17 protein-coding genes, 2 tRNA genes and 1 pseudogene are annotated in these 22,688 nt (G+C 74.3%); 7 read left to right on the forward strand and 13 right to left on the reverse strand.

The window, feature by feature from the left end; translation table 11 throughout:
• Nucleotides 1–50: 50 nt before the first annotated feature.
• Nucleotides 51–2,081 (reverse strand): putative bifunctional diguanylate cyclase/phosphodiesterase, encoded by a 2,031-nt coding sequence (locus tag OG711_RS25480; protein WP_329560629.1) that lies wholly within the window; start codon nt 2,079–2,081, stop codon nt 51–53.
• Nucleotides 2,082–2,553: 472 nt separating this feature from the next.
• Here OG711_RS25480 and OG711_RS25485 point away from each other — a divergent pair, with 472 nt between their 5' ends.
• Nucleotides 2,554–3,966 (forward strand): M6 family metalloprotease domain-containing protein, encoded by a 1,413-nt coding sequence (locus OG711_RS25485; protein ID WP_329560631.1) that lies wholly within the window; start codon nt 2,554–2,556, stop codon nt 3,964–3,966.
• A gap of 572 nt (nt 3,967–4,538) precedes the next feature.
• Here OG711_RS25485 and OG711_RS25490 read toward each other — a convergent pair.
• The 8 genes from OG711_RS25490 to OG711_RS25525 all read right to left on the reverse strand — a co-directional run bounded on the left by OG711_RS25490 (nt 4,539) and on the right by OG711_RS25525 (nt 13,433).
• Nucleotides 4,539–4,612, reverse strand: a tRNA-Lys gene (locus tag OG711_RS25490).
• Nucleotides 4,603–5,262, reverse strand: a complete 660-nt coding sequence (locus OG711_RS25495) for a hypothetical protein (RefSeq protein WP_266515897.1) — start codon at nt 5,260–5,262, stop codon at nt 4,603–4,605. The genes OG711_RS25490 and OG711_RS25495 overlap by 10 nt, the downstream gene beginning before the upstream one ends.
• A 225-nt stretch (nt 5,263–5,487) precedes the next feature.
• Nucleotides 5,488–5,844: a hypothetical protein gene (locus OG711_RS25500; protein ID WP_073793852.1), complete on the reverse strand. Its 357-nt coding sequence runs from the start codon at nt 5,842–5,844 to the stop codon at nt 5,488–5,490.
• Nucleotides 5,845–5,987: 143 nt separating this feature from the next.
• Nucleotides 5,988–7,346 (reverse strand): AAA family ATPase, encoded by a 1,359-nt coding sequence (locus tag OG711_RS25505; RefSeq protein ID WP_073793851.1) that lies wholly within the window; start codon nt 7,344–7,346, stop codon nt 5,988–5,990.
• On the reverse strand, nt 7,343–9,037 hold the full coding sequence (locus OG711_RS25510) for a hypothetical protein (RefSeq protein WP_329560633.1): 1,695 nt from the start codon (nt 9,035–9,037) through the stop codon (nt 7,343–7,345). The genes OG711_RS25505 and OG711_RS25510 overlap by 4 nt, the downstream gene beginning before the upstream one ends.
• A gap of 40 nt (nt 9,038–9,077) precedes the next feature.
• The gene (locus OG711_RS25515; protein ID WP_329560635.1) at nt 9,078–10,271 is read right to left on the reverse strand and encodes a hypothetical protein; all 1,194 of its coding nucleotides are present in this window, start codon (nt 10,269–10,271) and stop codon (nt 9,078–9,080) included.
• A complete protein-coding gene (locus OG711_RS25520; protein ID WP_329560637.1) occupies nt 10,180–11,256 on the reverse strand; it encodes a phosphatase PAP2 family protein in 1,077 nt (358 codons plus the stop codon). Before OG711_RS25520 ends, OG711_RS25515 begins: the two co-directional genes overlap by 92 nt.
• Nucleotides 11,257–11,963: 707 nt before the next feature.
• The gene (locus OG711_RS25525) at nt 11,964–13,433 is read right to left on the reverse strand and encodes a hypothetical protein (protein ID WP_329560639.1); all 1,470 of its coding nucleotides are present in this window, start codon (nt 13,431–13,433) and stop codon (nt 11,964–11,966) included.
• A gap of 310 nt (nt 13,434–13,743) precedes the next feature.
• Between OG711_RS25525 and OG711_RS25530 the strand changes: the two genes are divergently transcribed.
• Both OG711_RS25530 and OG711_RS25535 read left to right on the forward strand, forming a co-directional pair.
• Complete coding sequence (locus tag OG711_RS25530; RefSeq protein ID WP_073794390.1) at nt 13,744–14,205, forward strand: hypothetical protein; 462 nt, start codon at nt 13,744–13,746, stop codon at nt 14,203–14,205.
• A gap of 67 nt (nt 14,206–14,272) precedes the next feature.
• Complete coding sequence (locus OG711_RS25535) at nt 14,273–15,322, forward strand: spermidine synthase (protein WP_329560641.1); 1,050 nt, start codon at nt 14,273–14,275, stop codon at nt 15,320–15,322.
• A gap of 59 nt (nt 15,323–15,381) precedes the next feature.
• Here the strand turns inward: OG711_RS25535 and OG711_RS25540 are convergent, their stop codons facing one another.
• The gene (locus OG711_RS25540) at nt 15,382–15,981 is read right to left on the reverse strand and encodes a hypothetical protein (protein ID WP_073793847.1); all 600 of its coding nucleotides are present in this window, start codon (nt 15,979–15,981) and stop codon (nt 15,382–15,384) included.
• 99 nt (nt 15,982–16,080) lie between these two features.
• On the opposite strand from OG711_RS25540, the gene OG711_RS25545 reads away from it, so the two are divergent.
• The 4 genes and pseudogenes from OG711_RS25545 to OG711_RS25560 form a co-directional block, all read left to right on the forward strand.
• Nucleotides 16,081–16,770, forward strand: a complete 690-nt coding sequence (locus tag OG711_RS25545) for a response regulator transcription factor (RefSeq protein WP_178391174.1) — start codon at nt 16,081–16,083, stop codon at nt 16,768–16,770.
• Nucleotides 16,767–18,140, forward strand: a complete 1,374-nt coding sequence (locus OG711_RS25550; protein WP_073793846.1) for a HAMP domain-containing sensor histidine kinase — start codon at nt 16,767–16,769, stop codon at nt 18,138–18,140. Before OG711_RS25545 ends, OG711_RS25550 begins: the two co-directional genes overlap by 4 nt.
• 2,221 nt (nt 18,141–20,361) lie before the next feature.
• A complete protein-coding gene (locus tag OG711_RS25555) occupies nt 20,362–21,432 on the forward strand; it encodes a LacI family DNA-binding transcriptional regulator (protein WP_329560645.1) in 1,071 nt (356 codons plus the stop codon).
• Nucleotides 21,433–21,467: 35 nt separating this feature from the next.
• Nucleotides 21,468–21,581: pseudogene (locus OG711_RS25560) on the forward strand (transcriptional regulator); the annotation flags it as partial.
• 49 nt (nt 21,582–21,630) lie between these two features.
• Here OG711_RS25560 and OG711_RS25565 read toward each other — a convergent pair.
• The 3 genes from OG711_RS25565 to OG711_RS25575 all read right to left on the reverse strand — a co-directional run bounded on the left by OG711_RS25565 (nt 21,631) and on the right by OG711_RS25575 (nt 22,642).
• Entirely contained in the window at nt 21,631–21,915 is a 285-nt protein-coding gene (locus OG711_RS25565; protein ID WP_073793842.1) for a hypothetical protein, read from the reverse strand.
• A complete protein-coding gene (locus OG711_RS25570; RefSeq protein ID WP_073793841.1) occupies nt 21,912–22,304 on the reverse strand; it encodes a hypothetical protein in 393 nt (130 codons plus the stop codon). The genes OG711_RS25565 and OG711_RS25570 overlap by 4 nt, the downstream gene beginning before the upstream one ends.
• Before the next feature lie 265 nt (nt 22,305–22,569).
• A tRNA-His gene (locus OG711_RS25575) sits at nt 22,570–22,642 on the reverse strand.
• Nucleotides 22,643–22,688: the final 46 nt, after the last annotated feature.

The following is a 22,688-nucleotide window of genomic DNA, read 5'->3' on the forward strand; positions in this document are numbered from 1 at the left end:
AGTAGTCGCATTGCTAGCAATCTGCCAGCATTTTCGACAGCCCCCCGCCCTCACCCGTCGGACGCCGTACGGGCGGTGAGGAGTGCGGCGATGCGGTCCGGGGGGACCGGGCGGGAGTAGAGCCAGCCCTGGGCGGTGTCGCAGCCGATGCCGCGCAGCCGGGCGGCCTGGCCCGCGGTCTCCACGCACTCGGCGGTGACCGTGAGACCGAGGCGGTGGGCGAGCTGGACCAGGGTCTCGACGATGACCTCGTCGGCCGGGTTCGGATGGGCGCCGCCCTCGTAGCGGAAGCCCCGGACGAACGAACCGTCCAGCTTGAGGACCGACACCGGCAGCCGGCTCAGGTACGCGAGGTTGGAGTACCCCGTGCCGAAGTCGTCGATCGCGATCCGCACCCCCATGTCGCTGAGCGCCTGCAACGCCTGGAGCGGACGCCCCGCCGAACCCATCACCGCCGACTCCGTCAGCTCCAGTTGCAGCAGCCCCGGGTCCAGACCCGTCTCCGCGAGGATGTCCGCCACGTCCGCCACCAGATCGGAGTCCCACACCTGGCGCACGGCCACGTTCACGCTCACGAACACCGGTTCCGTGTCCGGGTGGTCCAGCTGCCACCGGCGGGCCTGACGGCACGCCGTGCGCAGCACCCAGCGGCCCAGCTGGACGATCGACCCGTCCTCCTCCGCCAGCCCGATGAACCGGTTCGGGGCCAGCGTCCCGAACTGCGGATGCTCCCAGCGCACCAGGGCCTCGACCCCGCGCAGCTCACCGCCGTCCAGCCGGACGAGCGGCTGGTACTCCAGCCGGAACTCCCCGCGTTCCACGGCCGGGCGCAGGGTCGACACCAGTGCCTGACGGGTCATCCGATGGGCGTTGCGCTCCGGGTCGAACAGCGTCCAGCGGGCCTTGCCGTCGGCCTTCGCCCAGTACAGCGTGGTGTCGGCCGCCTGCATCAGCCCGGTCGCCGTGGTCCCGTCGGCCCGCCGTTCCACCACCCCGATCGACGCGGACACCGACAGCCGCTGCCCGGCGATGTCGAACGGCTCCTGCAACGTCCGCAGGACCGTCCCGGCGAGATCCGCGAGCTGCTCCGTCCCCCGGGACTCCTCGACCAGCAGCGCGAACTCGTCCCCGCCGAGCCGCGCCACCAGCGGTGCCGTGCCCCGGGTCGGCCCCGCCTCCTCGGCGCACCGGGTCAGCCGCTCGGCGACCGCCGCGAGCAGCCGGTCCCCGATCCCGTGCCCCAGTGTGTCGTTCACCGCCTTGAACCCGTCCAGGTCGAGGTAGCACAGCCCGACCCGGCCGGTCCCGGACCCGTCGTACGCGCCCGCCTCCAGCGCCCCGGCCAGCCGTTCGAAGAACAGCGTCCGGTTGGGCAGCCGGGTCACCGGGTCGTGCATCCGGGAGTGCCGCAGCCGGGCCTGCAACTCGCGGTGCGCGCTGACGTCGGACACCGACAGCAGGACGGCCCCGGGCCCGCTCCGGTCGGCCAGCGGGGTCACGGTGATCTGCGCCCACATCGTGCGGCCGTCGGGCCGCGCCAGCCTGCGCCCGCACCGCAGCCGCGCCTGCCGTCCGCGCAGCACCTCCTGGTACGTGTGCCAGGTCCGGTCGTCCGCCACCAGGTCCACCAGCTCGGCCGCGACCCGTCCGACGGGCCCGGGCCCGGGCCCGTCGGACGGCCGGGTGAAGAGCGCGTGGAAGGCGTCGTTCGCGGCGATCACGACCCCGTCCCGGCCGACCGCGGCCATCGCGAGCGGCGCGACGGCGAACACGGCGCGATACAGCTCGGCCTGGTCCGGGTCCGTGGTGCGGGGGTCCGGCGTCGCGTGGCGGTCCGGCGGTCGTGGGTCCGTCGCCCGGGTCCCGGCGGGTACGGGCGCGGGGACCGGTGGGGGAGTGGGCGCCTGGGTAGGTGGCGGTGCGGGTGCCCGGGCCGGGCCGGCCGCCTGCGCGGGGGGCTGTGCGGCCGACGGCGGACAGGCGGTCCGGACGGTGCGATCACCGGGGTCGGCGCGACTCTCCGTGACGGCCGGGGGGACGAGGTCCGCCGTGGGGGCGGGCCCTTCGGACGTTCCGCTCACCGCTCACTCCCGCAGTGCGTCGTTGCGTTCGTGCTCTGGTCGTGCTCCGCACAAGTCCCGGACGGTGACCGGCCGGACGCACGAACGGGCCGCTCCGGCCGCAGATACGCGGGAAATCAGGCCGATCATAGAGCCTGCTCCGGCGGGTGAGCCAGCCACACACCGGTGTCACCCCGTTGTGCGCCCCCTTTGGCGGACCGTTTCCGCTTGGTCGGGCGCCGAGGTCGGCCAGAAGCGATCACACCCGACCGCGAGTGACTTTCTGTGATCATCCGCCCGGTTGGGCCGACCGGGTGCGGCCGGATGTCCGGAACCGGCGCATGACAGCGGGATCTCCCCTGGAAGATCCCGCCAAACCCGGGTGCTCCGGCGGATTCCCCTCACCCGGCCGGTCCACTCAAACAAGGCAAAGCGGGGCGATCCACAGCAGGGTGGGTGCGGTGTGTACCGCTGTCCGTCCCCGGAGGTCGCCGTGCCCGGTCGGTTCCGCCCCGGCGTGCCGGGGCTGCGGCGCGAGCGCTCCTGGCTGCGCGGGACCGCCGCGCTGACCTCGCTGGCCGCCCTGGTGGCGACCTCCCTGGTCGCGGGACCCGCCATCGCCGAGCCGTTCACCGGTCCCTGCGCGCTGGAACGCACCACCGCCCACCACTCGGAGGGCCTGGACACCTGGAACGGCGCGTATCCGCGTCCGGTGCGCGCCCTCGACGCGGTGATGGTCTTCCTCGCCTTCCCGGACGCCCGCCCGCTGACCACCCCCGGTGAGCTGGCCGCCGACTACTTCCCGGCCACGGACCGGTTCTACGAGCGTGCCTCGTACGGCCGGTTCGCCCTGCGCCCCCATCCGCGGGACGACTGGATCAGGATGCCCAAGCCGTCGACCGCGTACGCGATAGAGCGGGACTGGGACGCCGAGCACCGCTCCGCCTATCTGCGGGACGCGGTCGCGGCGGCCGATCCGCATGTCGACTTCGCCGACTTCGACGTCGTGTACTTCGTGGCCGACCCGGACGCGCCGGGTGTCGACTCCGACGCCACGAAGGTCGTCAACTTCGAGCGTCCCGTGGAGGCGGACGGCACGGCCATCCGCCGGATCGTCACCGTCTTCGAACGGCACCCCCCGGACCGCAACGTCCTCGCACACGAGACCGGACATGTGTTCGACCTGCCCGACCTCTATCACCGCCCCGCCGACGGCAAGGGCGACTGGGACACGCATGTCGGCGACTGGGACGTCATGGGCAGCCAGTTCGGGCTGGCCCCGGACCTCTTCGGCTGGCACAAGTGGAAGCTGGGCTGGCTGGACCCCGGGCAGGTGGTGTGCGTCCAGGGCCGGGGTGACACCCGGCTCACCCTGGAGACGCTGTCGGCGACCCGGGGGCGGGACACGGCGACCGGCGACGGTCCTCGGGTGCCGGGGGGCCCGCGGCCCGGCGCGTCCACGGTGGCCGAGGCGCGGGACGCGGCGAAGGAGTCGGCCCGTGCTATGGCGGGCGCGGTGGCGCAGCTGGTCGGCCCCTTCAGGCCGGCGCGGCACTCCGGCACCGACGGCGGTACGAAGCTCGCGGTGGTCCGTACGGGCCGGACCACCGCCGTCGCCATCGAGGCCCGCGGCGCCGTCGGCAACGACACCTCGACCTGTACGGAGGGGGTGCTGGTCTACCGGATCCGCAGCGAGGCCGCCTCGGGCGCCGGTCCGGTCGAGGTGGTCGACGCGCATCCGGCGACGGACGCGTGCGGGGACCGTTCGGTGTACCCGCCGCTCGCGGACGCCCCGGTACTCCCGGGCGAGACCTTCACGGTCCCCGGCGAGCGCCTCAAGGTCCACATCACGGTGGAACCCCGAACCCCCACAGGCACCTGGCCCCTGACCATCTCCACAAGCTGACCCCCCCGCCGAGGTCGACCGGCCGGCCGGTCGACCGAAGGGGCGCGAGAATCTGCGCACCCACGGACGACCCGCACCCGGCGAAGGTGCGCTCACCTGGTGCGACCTGAGGGGCGCGGGGAACTGCGCAACCCACGGGCGACCCGCACCGGACGAAGGTGCGTCCACCTGGAGCGGCCGAAGGGGCGCGGGGAACCGCGCAGAACGCGAGGGCGCACCCGCACCCGAGAACCGGCCGAGTGGGGCAGCACCCAGGGGCGCGAGGAACCGCGCACCCACGTACGACCCGCACCGGACGAAGGTGCGTCCACCTGGAGCGGCCGAAGGGGCGCGGGGAACCGCGCAGAACGCGAGGGCGCACCCGCACCCGAGAACCGGCCGAGTGGGGCAGCACCCAGGGGCGCGAGGAACCGCGCAACCCACGAACGACCCGCACAGGAACAAGTGCGCCCGCAAGGGCAGACCCAGCGGCGCAAGCGAAGGCGACCCAGCGGAACCCGGACCCCGGACCCCCAGGGCCGTACGCGACACGCGAAAGGCCCCCCGTTCTCACGAGGGGCCTTCGCCGTCTGTGCGCCGCCAGGGACTCGAACCCCGGACCCGCTGATTAAGAGTCAGCTGCTCTAACCAACTGAGCTAGCGGCGCCTGCTGACGTCGTAGACCTTAGCACCCTGATCCGGGCCAGGAAAAATCGATACCTTGACGGCCGCCCCGGCCACCGCGCGGGCGGCCCGGACGCTCGCCCACAGCAGGATCTCCGGCCCCGGCAGCCAGGGACGGCGGGTGTCGGGCGCGACGACCCAGCGCGAACAGCTCCCCTCCGGGCCGCCCGGGTCGGGCGTGCTCCCGGCGAGCGGCGGTACGGTCACCGCGTCCCCCGTGCCGTGGCACAGCAGCGGGGGCACCCCGGCCCGCCCAGGACCCCACTCCTCCCACCGCAGCAACGCGGGCAACCGGTGCGCGGTGCCGGGCGCGGCGAACAGCAGCATCCGGCCCCGGTGGCTCGCCACGGGACCGGAGCCGGGGCCCTCGCCCCACAGCCGGTCGAGCATCGCGCGGCCGAACAGCGCGGGGGTGTTCACCACGTCGAACGCCGTGCCGCAGGGCAGCACGTGGGGGGTGGCGGGGCGGGCGGCCCACTGGTCGAGGGTGTCCTGCGGATACGTTCCTGCGGAGGCGAGCCAAGCGGCTCCCTCGGCGGAGACCTCATGGACCTCGGGCCGGTCGTCCTGCTCGTGCCGGTCACCGGAACCAGGGCGTTCCCGGTCCCGGCGGGGATGCGGATCGTTGCTCATGACACCTAGGTTTACCCGGGGTAAGGGGGCCGTTTCGGTGAGTTGCCGAAATTCGGGACACGAGGGGGCGGGGTGGAGTATCTTGCCCGCCCGGCATATGCCAAGAAATCTTGTGCCGCCGCCCCCGGACGACGCGAACCTTCTTCCGGTGGCCCGTGACTCGTGCCCGTGGCCCCTGACCCGTGACCGGGTGACGGACGTGGGCCGGCCCGTTTCCTGGCCGGGTCAGCCCTCGTCGGGGTGGGCCGCGCTCAGCAGGTCACGGCCGAACTCGACCATCTTCCGGGCGTAGTCCTCCGTCCACTCCGCGCGTTCGGCGATGTCCGCCGTGGTCAGCCGGTCGAAGCGGCGCGGGTCCGCGAGCCGGGCGGCGGCGATCGCCTGGAACTCGACCGAGCGGTCGGTGGCCGCGCGGAACGCGTGGGTCAGCTCGGTGGCGCGGCTCAGCAGATCACGGGGGTCGTCGATCGACTCCAGGTCGAAGAAGTGCTCCGCGTCCGCCGTGATCTCGGTGGGCTCGAAGAGGAGCGCGGCGGGGCGCCGCGGGGGCCGTGAAGGGGTGACCCGCTCGGGCTCCGACATGTGGTGTGTCCTCCTCGGTGTCTGCGGCCAGGGCCGTGTTCCATTGTCGCCCGCGAGGGGCCGCCTCCGCTCGCGCCCGTATGTCCCTACCCTCCGGGTGCACACGTACCCGCGGACGGTCGCCCAGAGGCGCGCGGGACCCGTCACGGGTGCGGAATCCGGTGGTGGGAGAGGTGGTCCCAGGTGGTCATCATGGCGTCCCAGCCGTCGGGGAACTTCAGGGTGACGCCGAGCTGGACCGGCTCGGTCGACGGATGGTCGTCCAGGAGCTCGGTGACGCCACCGCGGCAGACCACGATGCACGCGTGCCGGTGCCGGGACGCGAGCACGCACAGCCGGCCCGTCTCCAGATGGAACGCCGTCGCGTCGGGACGCCCGGACAGCGGGTGCAGCACCACCGTGACGTCGTACTCACGCCCCTGGAGCCGGTTCGCCGTGTCGACGGTGACCCCGCCCACGCCCAGCTCCGTGAGCGCCGCCCGGACCGCCGCCGCCTGGTCGCGGTGCGCCGTCCCCACCGCGATCCGCCCGGCGGTCAGCGGCGCCGGATCGGGACCCCGCTCCGAGACGGTCGACCCGCCCCGGTCCAGCAGTCTGCGCACCACGAGCGCCACGGCCTGTACCGCCTCGGGGTCCGTACGGGGGGTGTGCCGGGGCGGCAGCTCCAGCAGGCCCCAGCCCGACGCGGCGGCCTCGTCGATCACCCGGTCCGGCGCGGAGCCGTCCGACGCCACCCCGAACCGCAGCGCGCGTACGCCGTGGTCCGTGCCGCTGCGGAACGGCGTGTACGGGTAGAACGCGGCCGACACCAGCGGCGCCGCCGACGCGGGCAGCCGCCAGGACACCGGCAGCCGGTGCTGCGGCAGTTCGGGGTTGTGCGCGAGCAGCGTGCTCACCGCGCTCGCCGACGGGTCGTAACTCAGCCCCGCCCACTGCTCCGCGCCGACGATCGAGAACGGGTCGAGCTGCCCGGGGTCGCCCACGAACAGCGCGCGCTCGAAGAGGTTCGCCACCGCGAGCAGCCCGTCCGAGCGCATCTGGTACGCCTCGTCGACGATCGCGTGCCCCCACGGCTCCACGTCCTTCACATGCGCCCACTTCGCGGCGGTGGAGATCACCACGTCCAGACCCGCGAGGTCCCCCGCCTTGGTCGACTTGCGCACCTGGGGCAGTCCGTCCAGCGCCTTGTCGTAGGCGTCCGGGTCGCTGCTGTGCAGCCGTCCGACGGGGACGTCCGGGGCCTTCTCCGCGAGCCGCAGCACCAGATCGTCCACCTGGGCGTTGGTCTGCGCGACGACCATCAGCGGGCGTCCGGCGGCGACCAGTTCGAGTGCGGCGTTGACCACGAGGGTCGACTTCCCGGCGCCGGGCGGGGAATCCACGACGACGCCCCGGTGGGTGCCGTGCAGGGTGTCGCGGAGGATCGCCTCGGTGGCGCGGGCGGCGGCGGCGCCCGGGTCGGCGGGGGCGCCGGTCCGGCCGGGGCCGGTCGTCGGGGTCACAGGATGTCCTCTCCGGTCACCTGGTCGGGCTGCTCGGGCCGGTCGGCGGCGTCACCGGGCGGACCCCCGTGGGTCCACGGGGTGTTCTCCGGGTCCGGCAGTTTCGGCCCGCCGCGCTGATCGTGCTCGAAGAGCGTCCAGCAGAGCATGTCCCCCTTCTCGGGCACCGAACCGGCCTCCGGCTCCTTGCCCCGGCCCATCCGGTCGGTGATCCGCAGCACCAGCGCCGGAGTACCGTCCCCGCCGCCGTCCGGGCGGGTGTCCATGAGGGCGTCCGCGCGGGTGTCCGGGTCGCGCGGATCCGGGACACCGGGGGAGACCTCCTCCGGGAGCTCCGCGTACCCCACGAACTGGGCGGTCTGCGGTTTGCCGCCCAGCGAGCGGTACACCTTCGTGCCCACCGCGAGATGCGGCCGGTCCTCGGTACGCACCGTGACCAGCGGCCGGGGGCTCGGCCGCTTGCCCTCGCTGTACGCCATCACCGACTCGGTCACCTCACCCGCGAACGCCTCACCGGCCAGCCGCCGCCCCGCCATCACCAGCGGATCGTCCAGCGCCTCCTGGGCGTCCAGCCGGGCCTGCTCGCGCTCCCGCGCGGCGAGCTTGTTCGCCGCGGTCACCGCGTCGTCCCGGCGCGGCTGCGGGGGCTCGCCCGACAGCACCCGGTCCCGGTGCCCGGTGAACGACCAGCGGTCCCGGGTCCACCGCTCCTCGACCCGCGCGCCCACGGGCAGCTTGCACAGCAGGTCCAGACCCCGCCACACCGCGTCCCAGGTCGGCCGGGTCCGGCTCACCACCAGCGCGCGGATCGCGTGCTCCGCCTCCGTGAGCGCCCCCAGCCGGTCGTCGGCCTCGATCCCGTCCTCCGCCGCCGCCAGCTCGACCCGGGCCCGGTCGTAACGCTCGATCGCCGGGGCCAGCAGCTTGTTGTCGAACGCCGGGTCCGTCGCCGGACCCGCCGGAGGGCACAGCAACTGGCCGTCCGCGTCCCGCGCCCGCTCGGCCCGCAGCGCCGCGTCCGCCCCGGAGGTCCCCTCGGGCGCCTCCAGCCACGCCAGCAGCGCGCCCAGATGCTGGTCCTCCAGCGAGGACTGACCGGTCGCCCAGTGCCGCGCCAGCAGATCCGTCATCGCGGGCAGCAGCGACGAACCGGGCACCCGGGCCCGCTCCCCGTAGTGGGTGAGCCAGCGGCCCAGCAGCGGGACCCGCGGCGGAGCCGGGTACGGCGCCTCGGGGTCCTGCTCGGCCGTCCGGCGAAAGCGCATCGAGCGGCCCAGCAGCCGCACGAAGTCGACACCGCCCCGGCTCGGGACGACGATCTGCGGCGCGTCCGCGCACAGCTCGACCTCGACCTTCACCCGCTTACCGGTCTCCGGGTCCGTCTCGGTGCGCTCGGCGGCCTCGACCGTGCCCGCGTGGTCGTCGATGTACGGCAGGATCTCGTCCGCCAGCGCGGCGAGGAACGCGAACCGCAGCTCCCGGTCCCTCGGCTGCGCCACGAACAGCACCCGGGGGGCCGTCCGCTCCGTCCCCACCAGCGCGCCCAGCGGGGCGCCCGCCTCACCGGCGGTCGTCAGCGGTACGAGGACCAGCGGCCGCTGCGACAGATGCCGGTGCCGCACCGTCGCCACCGGCCGCGCCCGTCCACCGGCCACGGCCTCCAGCCGCGCCAGATGCCCGATCAGCGACATCCCGCACCTCCCGCGCGCGTGGCGGACCCGGGCGACGGCGTCAGCACAGGACCGACCCGCGCGCCGGGCCGGGCACCGCGCCCAGCGCCTCGTCCCGCAGGGCCGCCGCGCGGCGCAGCGCCGCGACGGTCGGGTCCGCCGGGTCACCGGCCTGGCCCGCCGCCGCTGCGAGCACCGCGTCCACCGTGGTCAGCCCGCCCAGCTCACCGCGGACCGACCGGCCGATGGCGGTCACCGCGCCCTGCTCCCGGGCCCGTGCCCGGCAGTGGAACGCCAGCTCGCACGCCGACAGGCACTCGGGCGCGTACGCCGCGGGCACCGCCTCCACGGCCGCGCCCAGCGAGCCGGGGGACTGCTCCGCGTCGAAGGTCGCGCCCTCGGGCAGCACGGCGGCGATCTCCTCGACCCGGGTGAGCCGGGCCAGCTGACGCCGGGTCACCGACAACTGCTTGCGCAGATCGACGGGCGCCGCCGCCGGGAGGTTGGAGAAGTCCTTCGGACACACCAGCAGCGCCCGGTGGTCCACCTCGGGTGCCGGGTCCAGCCGGGCGGCCACCCGCTCCAGCGCCAGGACGTACACGGCGGCCTGCCGGGCGGCGGCGCCCACCTTCGCGGGCTCGGCCGAACCGTCGATCATCGGGAACGACTTGATCTCCACCACGCTCCACCGCCCGTCGGGGTGGACGACCACCGCGTCGGGCTCCAGGAACGCGGGGGTCCCCGCCACGTCCAGCGACAGCATCGGATGGTCCAGCAGCGTCCACACACCCGGGGACGCGGCGGCCTCCCGCAGCGCCAGCGCCGTCCGCGCGACCCGGGCCTCCTGGCCGCCGGCCGCCGACAGCGGGGGCATCCGGGCCGTGTCCGGCCCCGGGGCCGGGGCCGACGGGTCGAGCCGCTCATGGGCCAGCCGCAGCAGCTCCGCGCCGCCGTCACGCTTCACCCGGGCCTCGAACGCGTGTCCCCGCACGATCGCGAACTGCGACTGCCCCGACACCGCGGGCGCCCCGAGCCGCTCCGCCACCGCGCCCTTGTCGACCCCCGCGCCGTCCAGCAGGGCCCGGCGCCCGCACCCCGGGTTCACCGCGAGCGCCGCCAGCGAGCGGGCGTCCATGGCCTTCGCCGGTACGGGGCCGCGCAGCTCAGCGAGCCGGTGCCGGAGAGCCGTCCCCCGCTTCGGAGGAACGGGGACCGTGCTCGGCGGACTGCTTGCGCTGTCGGGGAATTCGCTCACCCGCCGCAGTCTGGCACCCACCACCGACAACCGGGGAACTTCCGCCCGTCCCGGCCCGTACCGCGACACCCGCCGGCGCCCTCACCGGGTCCGCCCCGGCCGCGCGGCCGTGCCCCGCCACGGCACCCGCGCCGGCACCCGCCGTGGCACCCGGCACGACGCCGGTCATGGCCTCGGCGCGGGCCGTCGCGTAGCGCGCCCGCAGCCGGTCCACGAACCGCAGCCCCGGTGCCGTCAGCAGCAGTCCCGCGCCCATCACGGCCGCGCCCGCGACCGCGTCGAGGAAGTAGTGGTTCGCCGTCCCCATCACCACGACGGTGGTGATCAGCGGGTACGCCACGGCCGCCGTCCGCATGAGCGGCCCCCGGCCGCCGTGCCGCCACAGGACGACCCCGCACCACAGGGCCCAGCCCACATGCAGGCTCGGCATCGCCGCGTACTGGTTGGTCATCCCGCCGAGCCCGCGCGGGGCGCTGGCCTCGGTGCCCCACCAGCCGTACGCGCTGTACTGCGCCATGGTGTCGACGAAGCCGTGCGTCGCGTCCAGCAGCCTGGGCGGGCACGTCGGGACCAGGGTGAATCCGATGAGTCCGATGAACGTGGAGAGCAGCAGCCAGGTGCGGGCCGCGCGGTAGTGGACCCGGCGCGAGCGGAACATCCAGATCAGCACGGCCGGTGTCACCAGGTAGTGCAGCGAGGCGTACCAGAAGTCCGCCGGGACGCCTATCCACGCGTGCTCGGTGAACAGGCGGTTCAGCGGGTGCTCGGCGTTCAGCCACAGTGCCTTCTCGGCCCGGAGTATCGCCAGTCCGTGGTCGACGGCGGTGCTCACGTCACCCCGGGCGAGGAGCCGTCCGGCGGAGTACGCGAGGTACACGAGCAGGAGCAACGGGAGTTCGGTCCACCAGCGGAGCCGGTGCCTGTGCCCTGTCCCTGGTACCGGCTCGGCTCCCGCCCCGGTGTCGGACGGTCCGCGATTCGGCATCCAAGGTCTCCTCACTCCGTGCGGCAGCCGTGGCCGCGCGCCCACTTTACGGTGTATGTGAACGCCGTGAAGGCGGGCGCCCCCGTTTCCGCAAGACGCCACTGTTCCCCTGGGGGGTTGCCTCCCGTCAACCTCACGGGGCGCCTTCGCTGTGCGCTTCCGAGGTCTGTCCGGGTGTGCGTACTTCGTTCCTGTGCCGTCGTTCGTGGGGTGCGCAGTTCCCCGCGCCCCTGGATGCTGCCTCCTGCGGTCGCTCTTCGGGTGCGGGCCGGTTCTCGTCTTCGCGCAGTTCCCCGCGCCCCTTTGGGGCGCATCCGGCTTGTTCTTCGGGTCGGTGCCGGTCGGGATTCTCCGTCCTCGATCCGACACGCTCGGTAACACGTCCAGTTGCTCCACTGAAGAGCATCGGAGTCTGCGAGCAGAGATTCCCGCCCACCCCCTCCCGTAGACGTGCGAGTCCGCGAGGAGGGGGGTTTGAACCCCGACCCCGCTCGCTCAGAGTCCGCAGCCGGACGACAGCCCCAGCCGGGCGCCCCCAAAGGGGCGCGGGGAACTGCGCAAACGCACCGAGCGACGGCACAGGAACGAAGTACGCCCAGCACAGGTAACCCAGGGGCGCGAGGAACTGCGCACCCACGAACGACCCGCACAGGGACAGGTGCGTCCAGCCGGACGGACCTCGGAGGCGCAAGCGAAGGCGGAAGGCGTTACGCCGGGCGGGGCAGCGCCGCATAGCGGTCGAGGAAGCCGCCGACACCTCCCGCCCGCCGGTGAGGCAACAGCACCCGTACCGTCTCCGCCAGCATCGACCGCACCCGCGAGGACTGCACCTCGTCCAGCAGCGACACGACCCGCTCCCCGGCCGCCGCCGCCTCGTCCGGCCGCCCCGCCCGCGCGAGATCGTCCGCCAGCTCGGCGGTGTACAGCGCGGTGTTCCGCACGAAGTGCGGTTCCTGGAGCTCCGCGGCCCGCCGCGCGAACCGCGCGGCCCGCGCCCACTCCCCGAGCGCGGACCAGCACTGCGCCTCCAGCCCCGCCAGCTCCGCCTCCCCGTAGAAGGACATCCACTCGGGGTCCGCGTCCGTCACCCCCCGGTCGAAGAGGTCCCGCGCCCGCGCCAGCGCCCGCTCGCACCCCGGGCGGTCCCCGAGCCCGGCCCAGCCCCCGGCCTCCCGCAGCGCCAGCAGCGACAGCAGCCGGGGCGAGCCGAGCTCCAGGGCCGCCCGCTGGGCCGCCTGCGCGGCCCGTACGGCCTCCCGGGGGCGTCCCGCGTCCCGGGCGAGGAACGCCGTGTTGCAGAACGCGTGCGCCTCCACCCCCGCGTTCCCGCACATCCGGGCCGTCGCCAGCGCCTCGGCGTAGTGCGAACGGGCGTCCGCGAAGCGGCCCGAGTCATGGGCGAGCCAGCCCACCGAGATGGCGAGCTCCCCGGCCCCCGCGTGCAGCCGGTCGGCGGTCGCCCGGCGCCCGGTCGCCGCGTCGAGCAGCTCGAAGGCGGTCCGCAGCGGGACCGCGGCCCGCCGGTAGAGCCCGTCCGCGCCGTGCCGGTCGTCCAGCACCCGGATACGGCGTACCGCGTCCTCGACGGCGAGCGCCTCGGCCTCACCGGCCCGCCGGGCCCCGCCGGGGTCCGCCGCGCGGGGGGCCGGGACCGGCAGGGCCGCGGCCGTGGCGGGCGTCAGCGAGACGGCCACCGTGGCCGGACCGCCGGTCATGAATGCGCGACGCCGCACGTCGCTCTCCTCGTGGTTCTGGATCTCGTACTGCTCGATCGGATGGACGGGGCCGTGGACGGCGGCCGGTTCGGGCGGTACGGACGCCCCCGCACGCGCCCCCCGGCCCCGTACCGCCGACCGCGGCGCGAAGCCCAGGTCCGCGAGGGTGCGGCCGGGGAACATATGCAGGAACACCCGCTCGTACGCGTAGTTGGGGCAGCGGATCTCACCCGCCTCCACCCGTCCGATGTAGCGGGCGTCACAGCTCACCCGCTCCCCGATGTCCCGGGCCGCCCGCCGCACCACCGCCGCGAACTCCCCGGGCGACCTCGCCCCGCGCAGTTCCCGGAAGACGGTGTTCGTCCGGGGTGCCGGGGGCAGCGGACCGCGGCCCGGCGGTGGTGCCGGAGCCGGGCCGCCCGCCGGGGCGGGCGTTCTGGAGGGCCTCGCTGACGACGCCATGGCCGGAACCTCTCGTGCGCGTCCTGCCGGACCCCAGCGGGGCGTCACGGCCCGGACCGACATGTCCGGTGCGCCCGTGGTCCCCGCTCCGGTCCGGCGGGGCACGAACGTACCGGCTGTGATCGGACCGCCACACAGGGTTTGCCAATAAAACGGATATCTCACCCACGATCTGCCATGAAGTGCCATCCTTTGCGGCGGCGTGGCGCCGTAGCCGTTGACGCCCTCCGGCGTTGAACCACGAGGACGGGGAGCCATCAGTCACATCCACCCGCTCGACCGAGGAGCGGGTTCCGTGTTGGAGGCCGGGATGAAACCCAGCACACCTGCTACGCCGGGCGCGCCGACGGGCGTGCCCCTGCCATCCACCGCGAGCGGCGGGGCCCCGCCGTCCCCGCCGGGGAGCGTGTCCGCCGGGGAGTGCGACCTGGTGACCGTGTCCGCCCGGCAGGGCCTGGAGGCGGTGGACATCCTGCGCCGGGGCGACGCCGCGGGCCCCGTCCTGCACGACAACCGCTGCCGCACCCTCGGCTTCCTGGTGCCGCCCGGCACCGCCGACGGCTGGGACGTACCGGGCAGCGCCTGCACCCGCACCTTCGGCCGGGGCGTGCCCCTCGCCGCGCTCGCGGGCGCGGTGCCCGAACCGCCCGTCGCGGGCACCGGCTGGCTGCTGCCCCCGGGCCAGGACGACCGGGTCACCGACCCGGCGGTGCTGCGGGAGGCGCTGGGGCAGGCGGCCCGGCTCATCGAGGCGGCCGACAACTGCTGCTGAGCCCGCCGCCGCCCGGGGAGGGGGCGGCGGCGCTGCCGGGCCGCCGGGACGCGCCGATAATGGCCCGATGGCACGGGAACGGGCTCCGCGGGCGAAGCAGCAGAAGCAAGCCAAGCAGAAGCAGCAGAAGCAGGCCGAGCAGCAGCGGAGCAAGCGGGGGAAGGGGTCGCTCCCCGGCGGTACGGGCACGGGCACGGGTACGGGTGCCGGTGCGGGTACGGACGGCGGGGGCGGGCCGGAGGACGGTGCCGTCGGGCGGGGGCGGTCCCGGCGGCGGGGCGACCGGGAGTCCGTCGTCGCGGACGTCGGCGGCGGACGTGCCGAACTGGTGCCCGACCCCGACCGGCCCCGCGCCTGGACGCTGCTCATCGACGGCGCCCCCCAGTCGCACGTCGACCTCGACGACCCGGAGCACCTCGGCTTCGAGTACCAGCGCCGGATCGGGCACGCCATCGATCTGCTGGCCCCGCCCGGCCGGCCGCTGCGGGTGCTGCACCTCGGCGGCGGCGCCTTCACCCTCGCCCGCTACGTCGCCGCCACCCGCCCCCGCTCCACCCAGCAGATCGCGGAACGGGACGAGGCCCTCGTCCGTCTCGTCCGCGCGGAACTTCCCCTGGCGTCCGGGGTACGGGTCCGGGTGCGGTCGATGGACGCGCGCGAGGCGCTCGGCGCGGTGCCCGACGGATGGGCCGACCTCGTCATCGCGGATGTGTTCAGCGGGGCCCGCACCCCGGCCCATCTCACCAGCGTCGAGTACGTCGCCGAGGTCCGCCGGGTACTGACCCCCGGGGGCTGGTACACGGCGAACATCGCGGACGGACCGCCGCTCACCTATCTGCGCGGGCAGATCGCCACGGTGCGGAACGTGTTCCCCGAGACGGCGCTGATCGCGGAGCCCGGGGTGCTGCGCGGGCGCCGGTTCGGCAACGCGGTGCTGATCGCCGCGGCACTCCCGCTGCCCGTCCCGGAACTCGGCCGCCGGGCCGCCACCGACCCGCAGGGCGCCCGGATCGAACACGGCACGGCCCTGCGTGACTTCACCGCGGGGGCGCTCCCCGTCCGGGACGCCACGGCCAGGGACTCGCCCCGGCCCCCGGTCAACGCGTTCCCCGGCTGACCGCCCGGCCCGCCGCCGGGTCCCCCGGATCTACCCGCGTCCGGCCGGTCAAGGCCGGGTCAGTACGTGTTGACGCTCACCTTGGGCTCGACCTCGTGCCAGGTGGCGATCACGGACACCCGTTTCTCACCCGATTGGAAGTCCACCCGGATCCAACCCAGCCCCGCCTGCTTCCACACCTGCATCGACCAGCCCGCCGCGGGTGTCGCCGACACCAGCTCCACGGAGTCCGCCCCGATGTCGAAGACGGCCCGGCCCCCGTCCGTCGCGTAGCTCTTGACGGAACCCGGCGCGGAACCGGTCGCCCCCATCGGCTCATCTGCGCCCGGGGTGCCCGAGGACGGGGCCGACGAGGGCTTGGGCGAGGGCGGGGGAGCGGTCACCGGCGCGGTCGACGGCACCCGGGCCGGCGTCCGGGCCACGCCCTGCGAACCCCCGTCGCCCGTACGGGTCCTGGGCGTCGGGTCGGCGGACTTCCGGGGCTCCGGACGGTCGGTCGAGGACAGCTCCGGTGTGGCGTCCTGCCCGGTGATCGGCAGCGCCCGCGGGGGATCGTAGGCCGTACCGGACATCACCGAATGAACGCCCCACCACGACAGCGTGACCGCCGCGCCCGTGGAGAGCGTCCAAGCCGAGAAATGAAGAAGTCCCCTGCGCATCGTCGGTCATCCTGCCGCACCCCACCCCGCTCTGTCGCCCCCTGGGACAGCACCGTCCCCCGGCGACCGGCCTGACCCGCATGGCGTACGGTGCCGCTCATGGCACGTGTGCTCGTCGTCGAGGACGACCAGTTCGTACGCTCGGCCCTCATCCGGCATCTGACCGACGCGTCCCACACCGTACGCAGCGTCGGGACCGCCCTGGAGGCTCTCCGTGAGGTGGCTCATTTCCCGTTCGACCTGGTCATCCTGGACCTCGGACTGCCCGATCTCGACGGGGCGGAGGCGCTGAAGATGCTGCGCGGCCTCACCGACGTACCCGTGATCGTGGCGACCGCGCGCGATGACGAGAACGAGATCGTCCGGCTGCTCAACGACGGGGCCGACGACTATCTGACGAAACCATTCTCCGTGGAGCACCTCTCCGCGCGGATGGCGGCGGTATTGCGCCGCTCGCGCGGCAACACGGCAGAGGCGCCGCCGAGTCGGGTCATCCAGGTCGGCGGACTGTCGATCGATCCGCTGCGCCGCCAGGCCGAACTGGACGGCGCGACGCTCGACCTGACCCGGCGTGAGTTCGATCTCCTGGCGTTCCTCGCCGGACGGCCCGGGGTGGTCGTCGCCCGCAAGGAACTCCTCGCCGAGGTGTGGCAGCAGTCCTACGGGGACGACCAGACCATCGACGTCCATCTGTCCTGGCTGCGCCGGAAACTGGGGGAGACCGCGGCCCGCCCGCGCTACCTCCACACCCTGCGCGGGGTCGGTGTGAAGCTGGAGCCGCCGCGGTGAGATGGGCACTCGTCAAGGTATGCCTGGCGGTGACCACCATGGTCGTGGTGGCCTTCGCCGTCCCCCTCGGGCTGGTGATCAAGGAGATGGCCCGGGACCGCGCCATGTCCGACGCGGAACGGCAGGCCGCGTCGATCGTGCCTGCCCTCACCATCACCACCGACCGGGACAAGCTCGAACGCGCCATCATGACCGCCGGGTCGGAGCAGCGGACCACCGTGCATCTCCCGCCCATCGGGCAGGACGCGGCGACCGGGATCGGACAGCAGCGGGTCGCCGACCGGGCCCTCGACGCGGCGCGGATGCACGGCAGGGCCTCCATCACGGAGGTGCCCGGCGGTTTCGCGCTGCTCCAGCCCAGCGCGCTCCCCACCGGGAAGAACGCCGTGGTGGAGATCTTCGTGCCCGACTCGGAGGTCGGCAAGGGCGTCAGCACCGCGTGGCTGGTGCTCGCCGGGGTCGGGGTCGGTCTCGTCATCGGCTCCGTCGCGGTGGCCGACCGGCTCGGCGGGCGGATGGTGCAGCCCGCGCAGCGGCTCGTCGGGGCGGCCGGGGAACTCGGTGAGGGCAAACTGGGGGCCCGGGTGCCCGAGGAGGGCCCCAAGGAACTGCGGCTCGCCGCGGTCGCGTTCAACTCGATGGCCGACCAGGTCGTCCAGCTCCTCGCCAACGAACGCGAGCTGGCCGCGGATCTGTCGCACCGGCTGCGGACCCCGCTGACCGTGCTGCGGCTGAACGCCGCGTCCCTCGGTGACGGGCCCGCCGCCGACCAGACCCGCGCCGCGGTGCACCAGCTCGAACGCGAGGTCGACACCATCATCCGCACCGCCCGCGAGGCCAAGCCGCAGACCGCGGCGGTCGGGCCCGGGGCCGGCAGCGATGTGGCGGAGGTCGTCCGGGAGCGGATGGACTTCTGGTCGGCGCTCGCGGAGGACGAGGGACGCAAGGTGCGGGTCGCGGGGGTGGAGCGGCCGGTACGGATACCCGTGGCGCGCGCCGATCTCGTGGCCGCGCTCGACGCGTTGCTCGGGAACGTGTTCCGGCACACCCCGGAGGGGACCGCGTTCGCGGTGGACGTCCACAACGGGGACGACGCGGTGATCGTGCTGGTGTCCGACGCGGGGCCCGGCATCGGGGACCCCGCCGCCGCGATGGCCCGGGGCGGCGGGTCCGGGAAGGCGGGCTCCACCGGACTGGGGCTGGACATCGTGCGGCGGATGGCCGAGGCGACCGGGGGCGATGTGCGGATCGGGCACTCGGTGCTCGGGGGCGCGGAGATACGGGTGTGGATACAGGTGGGCGCGGCGCGGGTCGCGGGACGGGGCCACCGGGGCGGCGTCCGCAAGCGGCGCAGGTTCGCTCTCCGCTGAGTCGCCTTCGCTCGCGCTTTTGAGGTCTGTCCGGCGGGACGTACTTGCCCCTGCGCGGGTCGCCTTCGCTTGCGCTTGCGAGGTCTGTCCGGCGGGACGTACTCCGTTCCTGTGCCGTCGCTCGGTGGCTTCGCGCAGTTCCCCGCGCCCCTGGATGCTGCCCCCTTGCGGTCGCTCTTCGGGTGCGGGGCCGTCCTCGTCTTCGCGCAGTTCCCCGCGCCCCTTTGGGGCGCGTTCTGTTTGTTCTTCGGGTCGGTGCCGGTCGGGATTCTCCGTCCTCGCTCCAACGCGCTCGGTACACCGTCCAGTGACCCGACTGAAGAGCATCGGAGTCTGCGGGCAGAGATTCCCGCCCACCCCCTCCCGTAGCCGGGCGAGTCCGCGAGGAGGGGTGTGAACCCCGGCCCGGTTGATGCCAGCCCTCAGCCGGACGACAGCCCCAGGTGGCACCCCCAAAGGGGCGCGGGGAACTGCGCGAGCAACCAAGGCCCATCCGCAGCCGAATGGGCGACCGCAAGGGGCGCCCCCAAAGGGGCGCGGGGAACTGCGCACCCGACGAGCGACGGCACAGGAACAAGCGCGCCCAGCACAGGAAACCCAGGGGCGCGGGGAACTGCGCGAGCAACCAAGCCCCATCCGCAGCCGAACGGCAACCGCAAGGGGCGCAACCTCAGGGGCGCGGGGAACTGCGCACCCGACGAGCGACGGCACAGGAACAAGCGCGCCCAGCACAGGAAACCCAGGGGCGCGGGGAACTGCGCACCCCCGGACGTACCCGCACGGGAAGAGGTACGCGCAGGTGTGGAACCCCAGAGGCGCAAGCGAAGGCGACCCGCGGGGAACTGCGCACCCCCGGACGTACCCGCACGGGAAGAGGTGCGCCCAGGTGGGGAACCGCAGGGGCACGGGGAACCGCGTGAGTACTACTGGGACCCGCCAGGGATACCGGAAACCACCCCCGCGACCTTTCCGTTCCCCGATGTGGTCCTTAAGGGCGGCATAAGAAGCCCCCCAACCCCCCGAGCGGGAGCGATTTGTCGCGATGCAACCCGCTAACGTGCTGCTCCGCGGCCCACCCCCAGAACGGGGCCGCCCCCACCCCCGTACAAGGAGACGAAGGCACCCCCATGACCAGGACGCACCGACGTGAAGTCCGTGCCCGGCACAGGACGGCGGACGCGACCGTAGCCGCGCCCGCCGTCGCCGGGGGTGCGTCCGCCTTCGCCCCGTACCTACGGGACACCCCCACCGCGAGCGGCTCCCCCAGGCCCTCGCACACCCCCGCGAGTGCTACCCCCCACCACTCGCGGCTCTCGCCGAGGACGTCGTACCCGCCCCCCACGGGCGGCGTCCCCTCCGAGGGCACGGAACGGCCCCGGGGCAAGCCATGTCCCGGTGGTCCGGCCGTCCACCGACCTCGCGTCGTCACCCAGGTGTTCACCGCCTACGGGTAGCCGACCGCCGGTCCCGGGCGCTTCCCCCACGGCGCCCCGCCTCATGGACCGGGCCGGCCCGGGTCCCCTTCCTCCACGCCCCGGCCGGCCCGCCCCCCACACCACGAACCCCCACACCCGAAGAACGCGACCCGGCCGAGGCTTCCCCCATGCGGCCGGGGCGCGACGGGCCCGGTCCCCGGGTCCGGGTCCGGACCTGGCCCCCGGACCCGGGCCCGGTACCGGACGGACACCCCCGGCAGGCCGTCCCGCGGAACGCGGTGACCCGCGACCGGGGACAGCGGCATCACCGCCGACCCCTCGGCAGGTCCGGGCGTCGATCGACCACCGGACCGCCGCCAGGAGCGCGTCCCGCGAGTGACCGCCCACGTCCCGGCCCGGCCATGTCCGCCGGGCGTCGTCCGTGCTGGACGAGCACGCCAACACGGCTGCGGCACGGCCCTGTTCAGGGCTCGCGGTGATCAGGGAGGTGGATTCCGGGTGGGAGGCTGTTACATTCCTCGCCCGGCGCGGGACGTACGGGTTCCCCCGGCGTCCGACGGCGGGTCAGGGACCGCGGGCCCGGGGCAGGTGCCCGGCGGGACGGGCGGAGCGGCCGGGAACACACAAGGACCGGCTGAGCACACACACGGGCCGGCCGGGAAGACATACGGACCGCTCGGGAACGCGTACGGGCCGTCGGGGTCGTGCGCTCGCGGGTGGCGGGGCGGAAGCCGGGCCGGGCCATCAGAGGCCGGGTGACCGGCGTACTACGGAGGTGGCGGGCGATGACGGGTCAGGCGACACGCGGTCGTGGCGGAGGACGGCCGACCCTGGAGGAGGTGGCCGCCCGCGCGGGGGTGGGCCGGGGCACGGTGTCGAGGGTGATCAACGGCTCGCCCCGGGTCAGCGACCGCACCCGCGCCGCCGTGGAGGCGGCCGTGGCCGACCTGGGGTACGTCCCCAACACCGCGGCCCGCGCCCTCGCGGCGAACCGGACGGACGCGATCGCGCTGGTCGTCCCCGAGCCGGAGGCGCGGTTCTTCGCGGAGCCGTACTTCTCCGACATCCTGCGCGGGGTGGGGGCGGAACTGGCCGATCTGGAGATGCAGTTGCTGCTGATCTTCGCGGGCAGCGACCGGGAACGGCACCGGCTCTCCCGCTATCTGGCGGCGCACCGGGTGGACGGCGTCCTGCTGGTCTCCGTCCACGCGGACGACCCGCTGCCGGATCTGCTGACCCAGCTCGCGATCCCCACGGTGATCAGCGGCCGCCGCAGCGGCGACGAGCAGGTCCCGGCGGTCGACTCCGACAACTTCGGCGGTGGCCGGGCGGCGGTGGAGCATCTGATTTCCCGGGGCCGCCGCACGATCGCGACGATCACCGGTCTGCTGGACGTGTACGGGGCGCGGCGCCGGGTCGACGGCTACCGGGCGGCCCTGGAGGACGCGGGCCTGACGGTGGACGAGGAACTGATCGCCCCCGGTGACTTCACCGAGGAGGGCGGACGGCGCGCGATGGCCGAACTGCTGGACCGCCGCCCCGATGTGGACGCGGTCTTCGCCGGGTCCGACGTGATGGCGGCGGGCGCCCGCAGGACACTGCGGGACCGGGGCCGCCGGGTGCCCGACGACGTGGCGCTGGTCGGTTTCGACGACTCCGCGATGGCCCGCCACATGGACCCGCCCCTGACGAGCGTCCGGCAGCCCGTCGAGGACATGGGCCGGGCGATGATCGGTGTCCTCCTGGCGGAGATCGCCCGGACCCCAGGAGGCCCCCGCCCCGCCCGCGGCCAACACCGCCCACCGGCCCGCCCGGTGGTACTCCCGACAGAACTGGTCCCCCGCGCGTCGACCTGACCGGCCACCGGTACCGGAACATCAGCCGTCCCCGCCTGCGCACGCACGGCACGACGCTCCACAACTCGCTCCACCGGGCTGACGATCAGACGCTCGTCAACGCGTATACCTGGGGGGGCGACGCCTACGGAGCCCCGCTGTGGCATCTCCTAGGGCCCGCCCGGCATATCCGCGGCCCTGCGGTGGCACGCCCGCGGGTCACCGGGAGCGGAACCTCTCCAGCGGTGTGCGGGCGCCGGCGCGGAAGTCGGTCAGGGCCGTTCCGATGTCGTGGGCCGAGCCGGAGAAGAGGACAGAGCGGTCGGCCGCGACGAGGATCGTGCCGCCGCCCCGGACGCGGTGCACGACGGCCACCGCGTCGTCCTCGGGCAGCAGGACGTGACCGAGGTCGGCGTCCGGGGTGATGCCGCGGTACAGGGACTCGCCGAAGTCGATGAGGCGCCGCTGTTCCGGGGTGGGGAGCGCCGGTTCCTTCCCGCTCATCCCGGCGTCCCGTCCGCCGCGAGTTCAGCACTCAGGTCCGCGTCGCGCATCCCCGGCAACGCGTAGCCCTCCGTCTCGTCCCAGGGGACGTCGAGGTCGTCCATGTGTACGCGCCACTCGGCGTCCGGGACGGTCCTGCGCAACTCCGTCACGGAGTCCAGCACATGGACGATCACCGGCATCAGACGGGCGGGGTCGAACGGCATCTTGGTGGAGCCGTCGACGATCTCCCGCAGGTCCGCCGGGTCCTGGTCGTACAGGTACAGGCCCTCCTCGTCCTCGTAGGGGAACGACGCGGTGCGCGCGGCGACCACGCGGGCCATCGCGGCCGACTCGGGCCCGGTCAGCGGTGTGGCGCGGTGCGCGCTGTAGTAGAGGGAGACGCTCATGGCGGAAGCGTACGAGGGGGGTGCGACAGCGCGGGGCGGACGGGCGCGGGAGAGAGCCGGGTGCCGGGTGCCGGCGGGCTGTTGCCGCCTTGGCGGCTGTTGTCGCCGTTGTGGGGTGCCGCCTGTGGTGTGCGCGGCGGGAGGCGACGGGGAGGGCGGCGGGAAGCCGGCGGTCCCGGGACGGGCGCCCGCCCCTCGCGTTCCCGGGGGCGGGAACGATCAAGGGGCTGACCTGTTCTACCAGGTCAGCCCCTTGATCTATCAGGGTGAGTGACGGGACTTGAACCCGCGGCATCCTGGACCACAACCAGGTGCTCTACCAGCTGAGCTACACCCACCACGATCGGAAGGTTCCCCGTGAGGTTCACCGACCGGCCGAGAAAA

Origin of the sequence: Streptomyces uncialis (assembly GCF_036250755.1) — a bacterium.
GTDB classification, from domain to species: Bacteria; Actinomycetota; Actinomycetes; order Streptomycetales; family Streptomycetaceae; genus Streptomyces; species Streptomyces uncialis.

What these genes read in the sequence shown, in the direction of transcription:
- OG711_RS25540 (WP_073793847.1), bottom strand. Translation starts at nt 15,981, where the DNA reads ATGCGCAGGGGACTTCTTCATTTCTCGGCTTGGACGCTCTCCACGGGC.
- OG711_RS25520 (WP_329560637.1), bottom strand. Translation starts at nt 11,256, where the DNA reads ATGCCGAATCGCGGACCGTCCGACACCGGGGCGGGAGCCGAGCCGGTA.
- OG711_RS25530 (WP_073794390.1), top strand. Translation starts at nt 13,744, where the DNA reads ATGAAACCCAGCACACCTGCTACGCCGGGCGCGCCGACGGGCGTGCCC.
- OG711_RS25495 (WP_266515897.1), bottom strand. Translation starts at nt 5,262, where the DNA reads ATGAGCAACGATCCGCATCCCCGCCGGGACCGGGAACGCCCTGGTTCC.
- OG711_RS25510 (WP_329560633.1), bottom strand. Translation starts at nt 9,037, where the DNA reads ATGTCGCTGATCGGGCATCTGGCGCGGCTGGAGGCCGTGGCCGGTGGA.
- OG711_RS25545 (WP_178391174.1), top strand. Translation starts at nt 16,081, where the DNA reads ATGGCACGTGTGCTCGTCGTCGAGGACGACCAGTTCGTACGCTCGGCC.
- OG711_RS25565 (WP_073793842.1), bottom strand. Translation starts at nt 21,915, where the DNA reads ATGAGCGGGAAGGAACCGGCGCTCCCCACCCCGGAACAGCGGCGCCTC.
- OG711_RS25555 (WP_329560645.1), top strand. Translation starts at nt 20,362, where the DNA reads ATGACGGGTCAGGCGACACGCGGTCGTGGCGGAGGACGGCCGACCCTG.
- OG711_RS25535 (WP_329560641.1), top strand. Translation starts at nt 14,273, where the DNA reads ATGGCACGGGAACGGGCTCCGCGGGCGAAGCAGCAGAAGCAAGCCAAG.
- OG711_RS25500 (WP_073793852.1), bottom strand. Translation starts at nt 5,844, where the DNA reads ATGTCGGAGCCCGAGCGGGTCACCCCTTCACGGCCCCCGCGGCGCCCC.
- OG711_RS25570 (WP_073793841.1), bottom strand. Translation starts at nt 22,304, where the DNA reads ATGAGCGTCTCCCTCTACTACAGCGCGCACCGCGCCACACCGCTGACC.
- OG711_RS25525 (WP_329560639.1), bottom strand. Translation starts at nt 13,433, where the DNA reads ATGGCGTCGTCAGCGAGGCCCTCCAGAACGCCCGCCCCGGCGGGCGGC.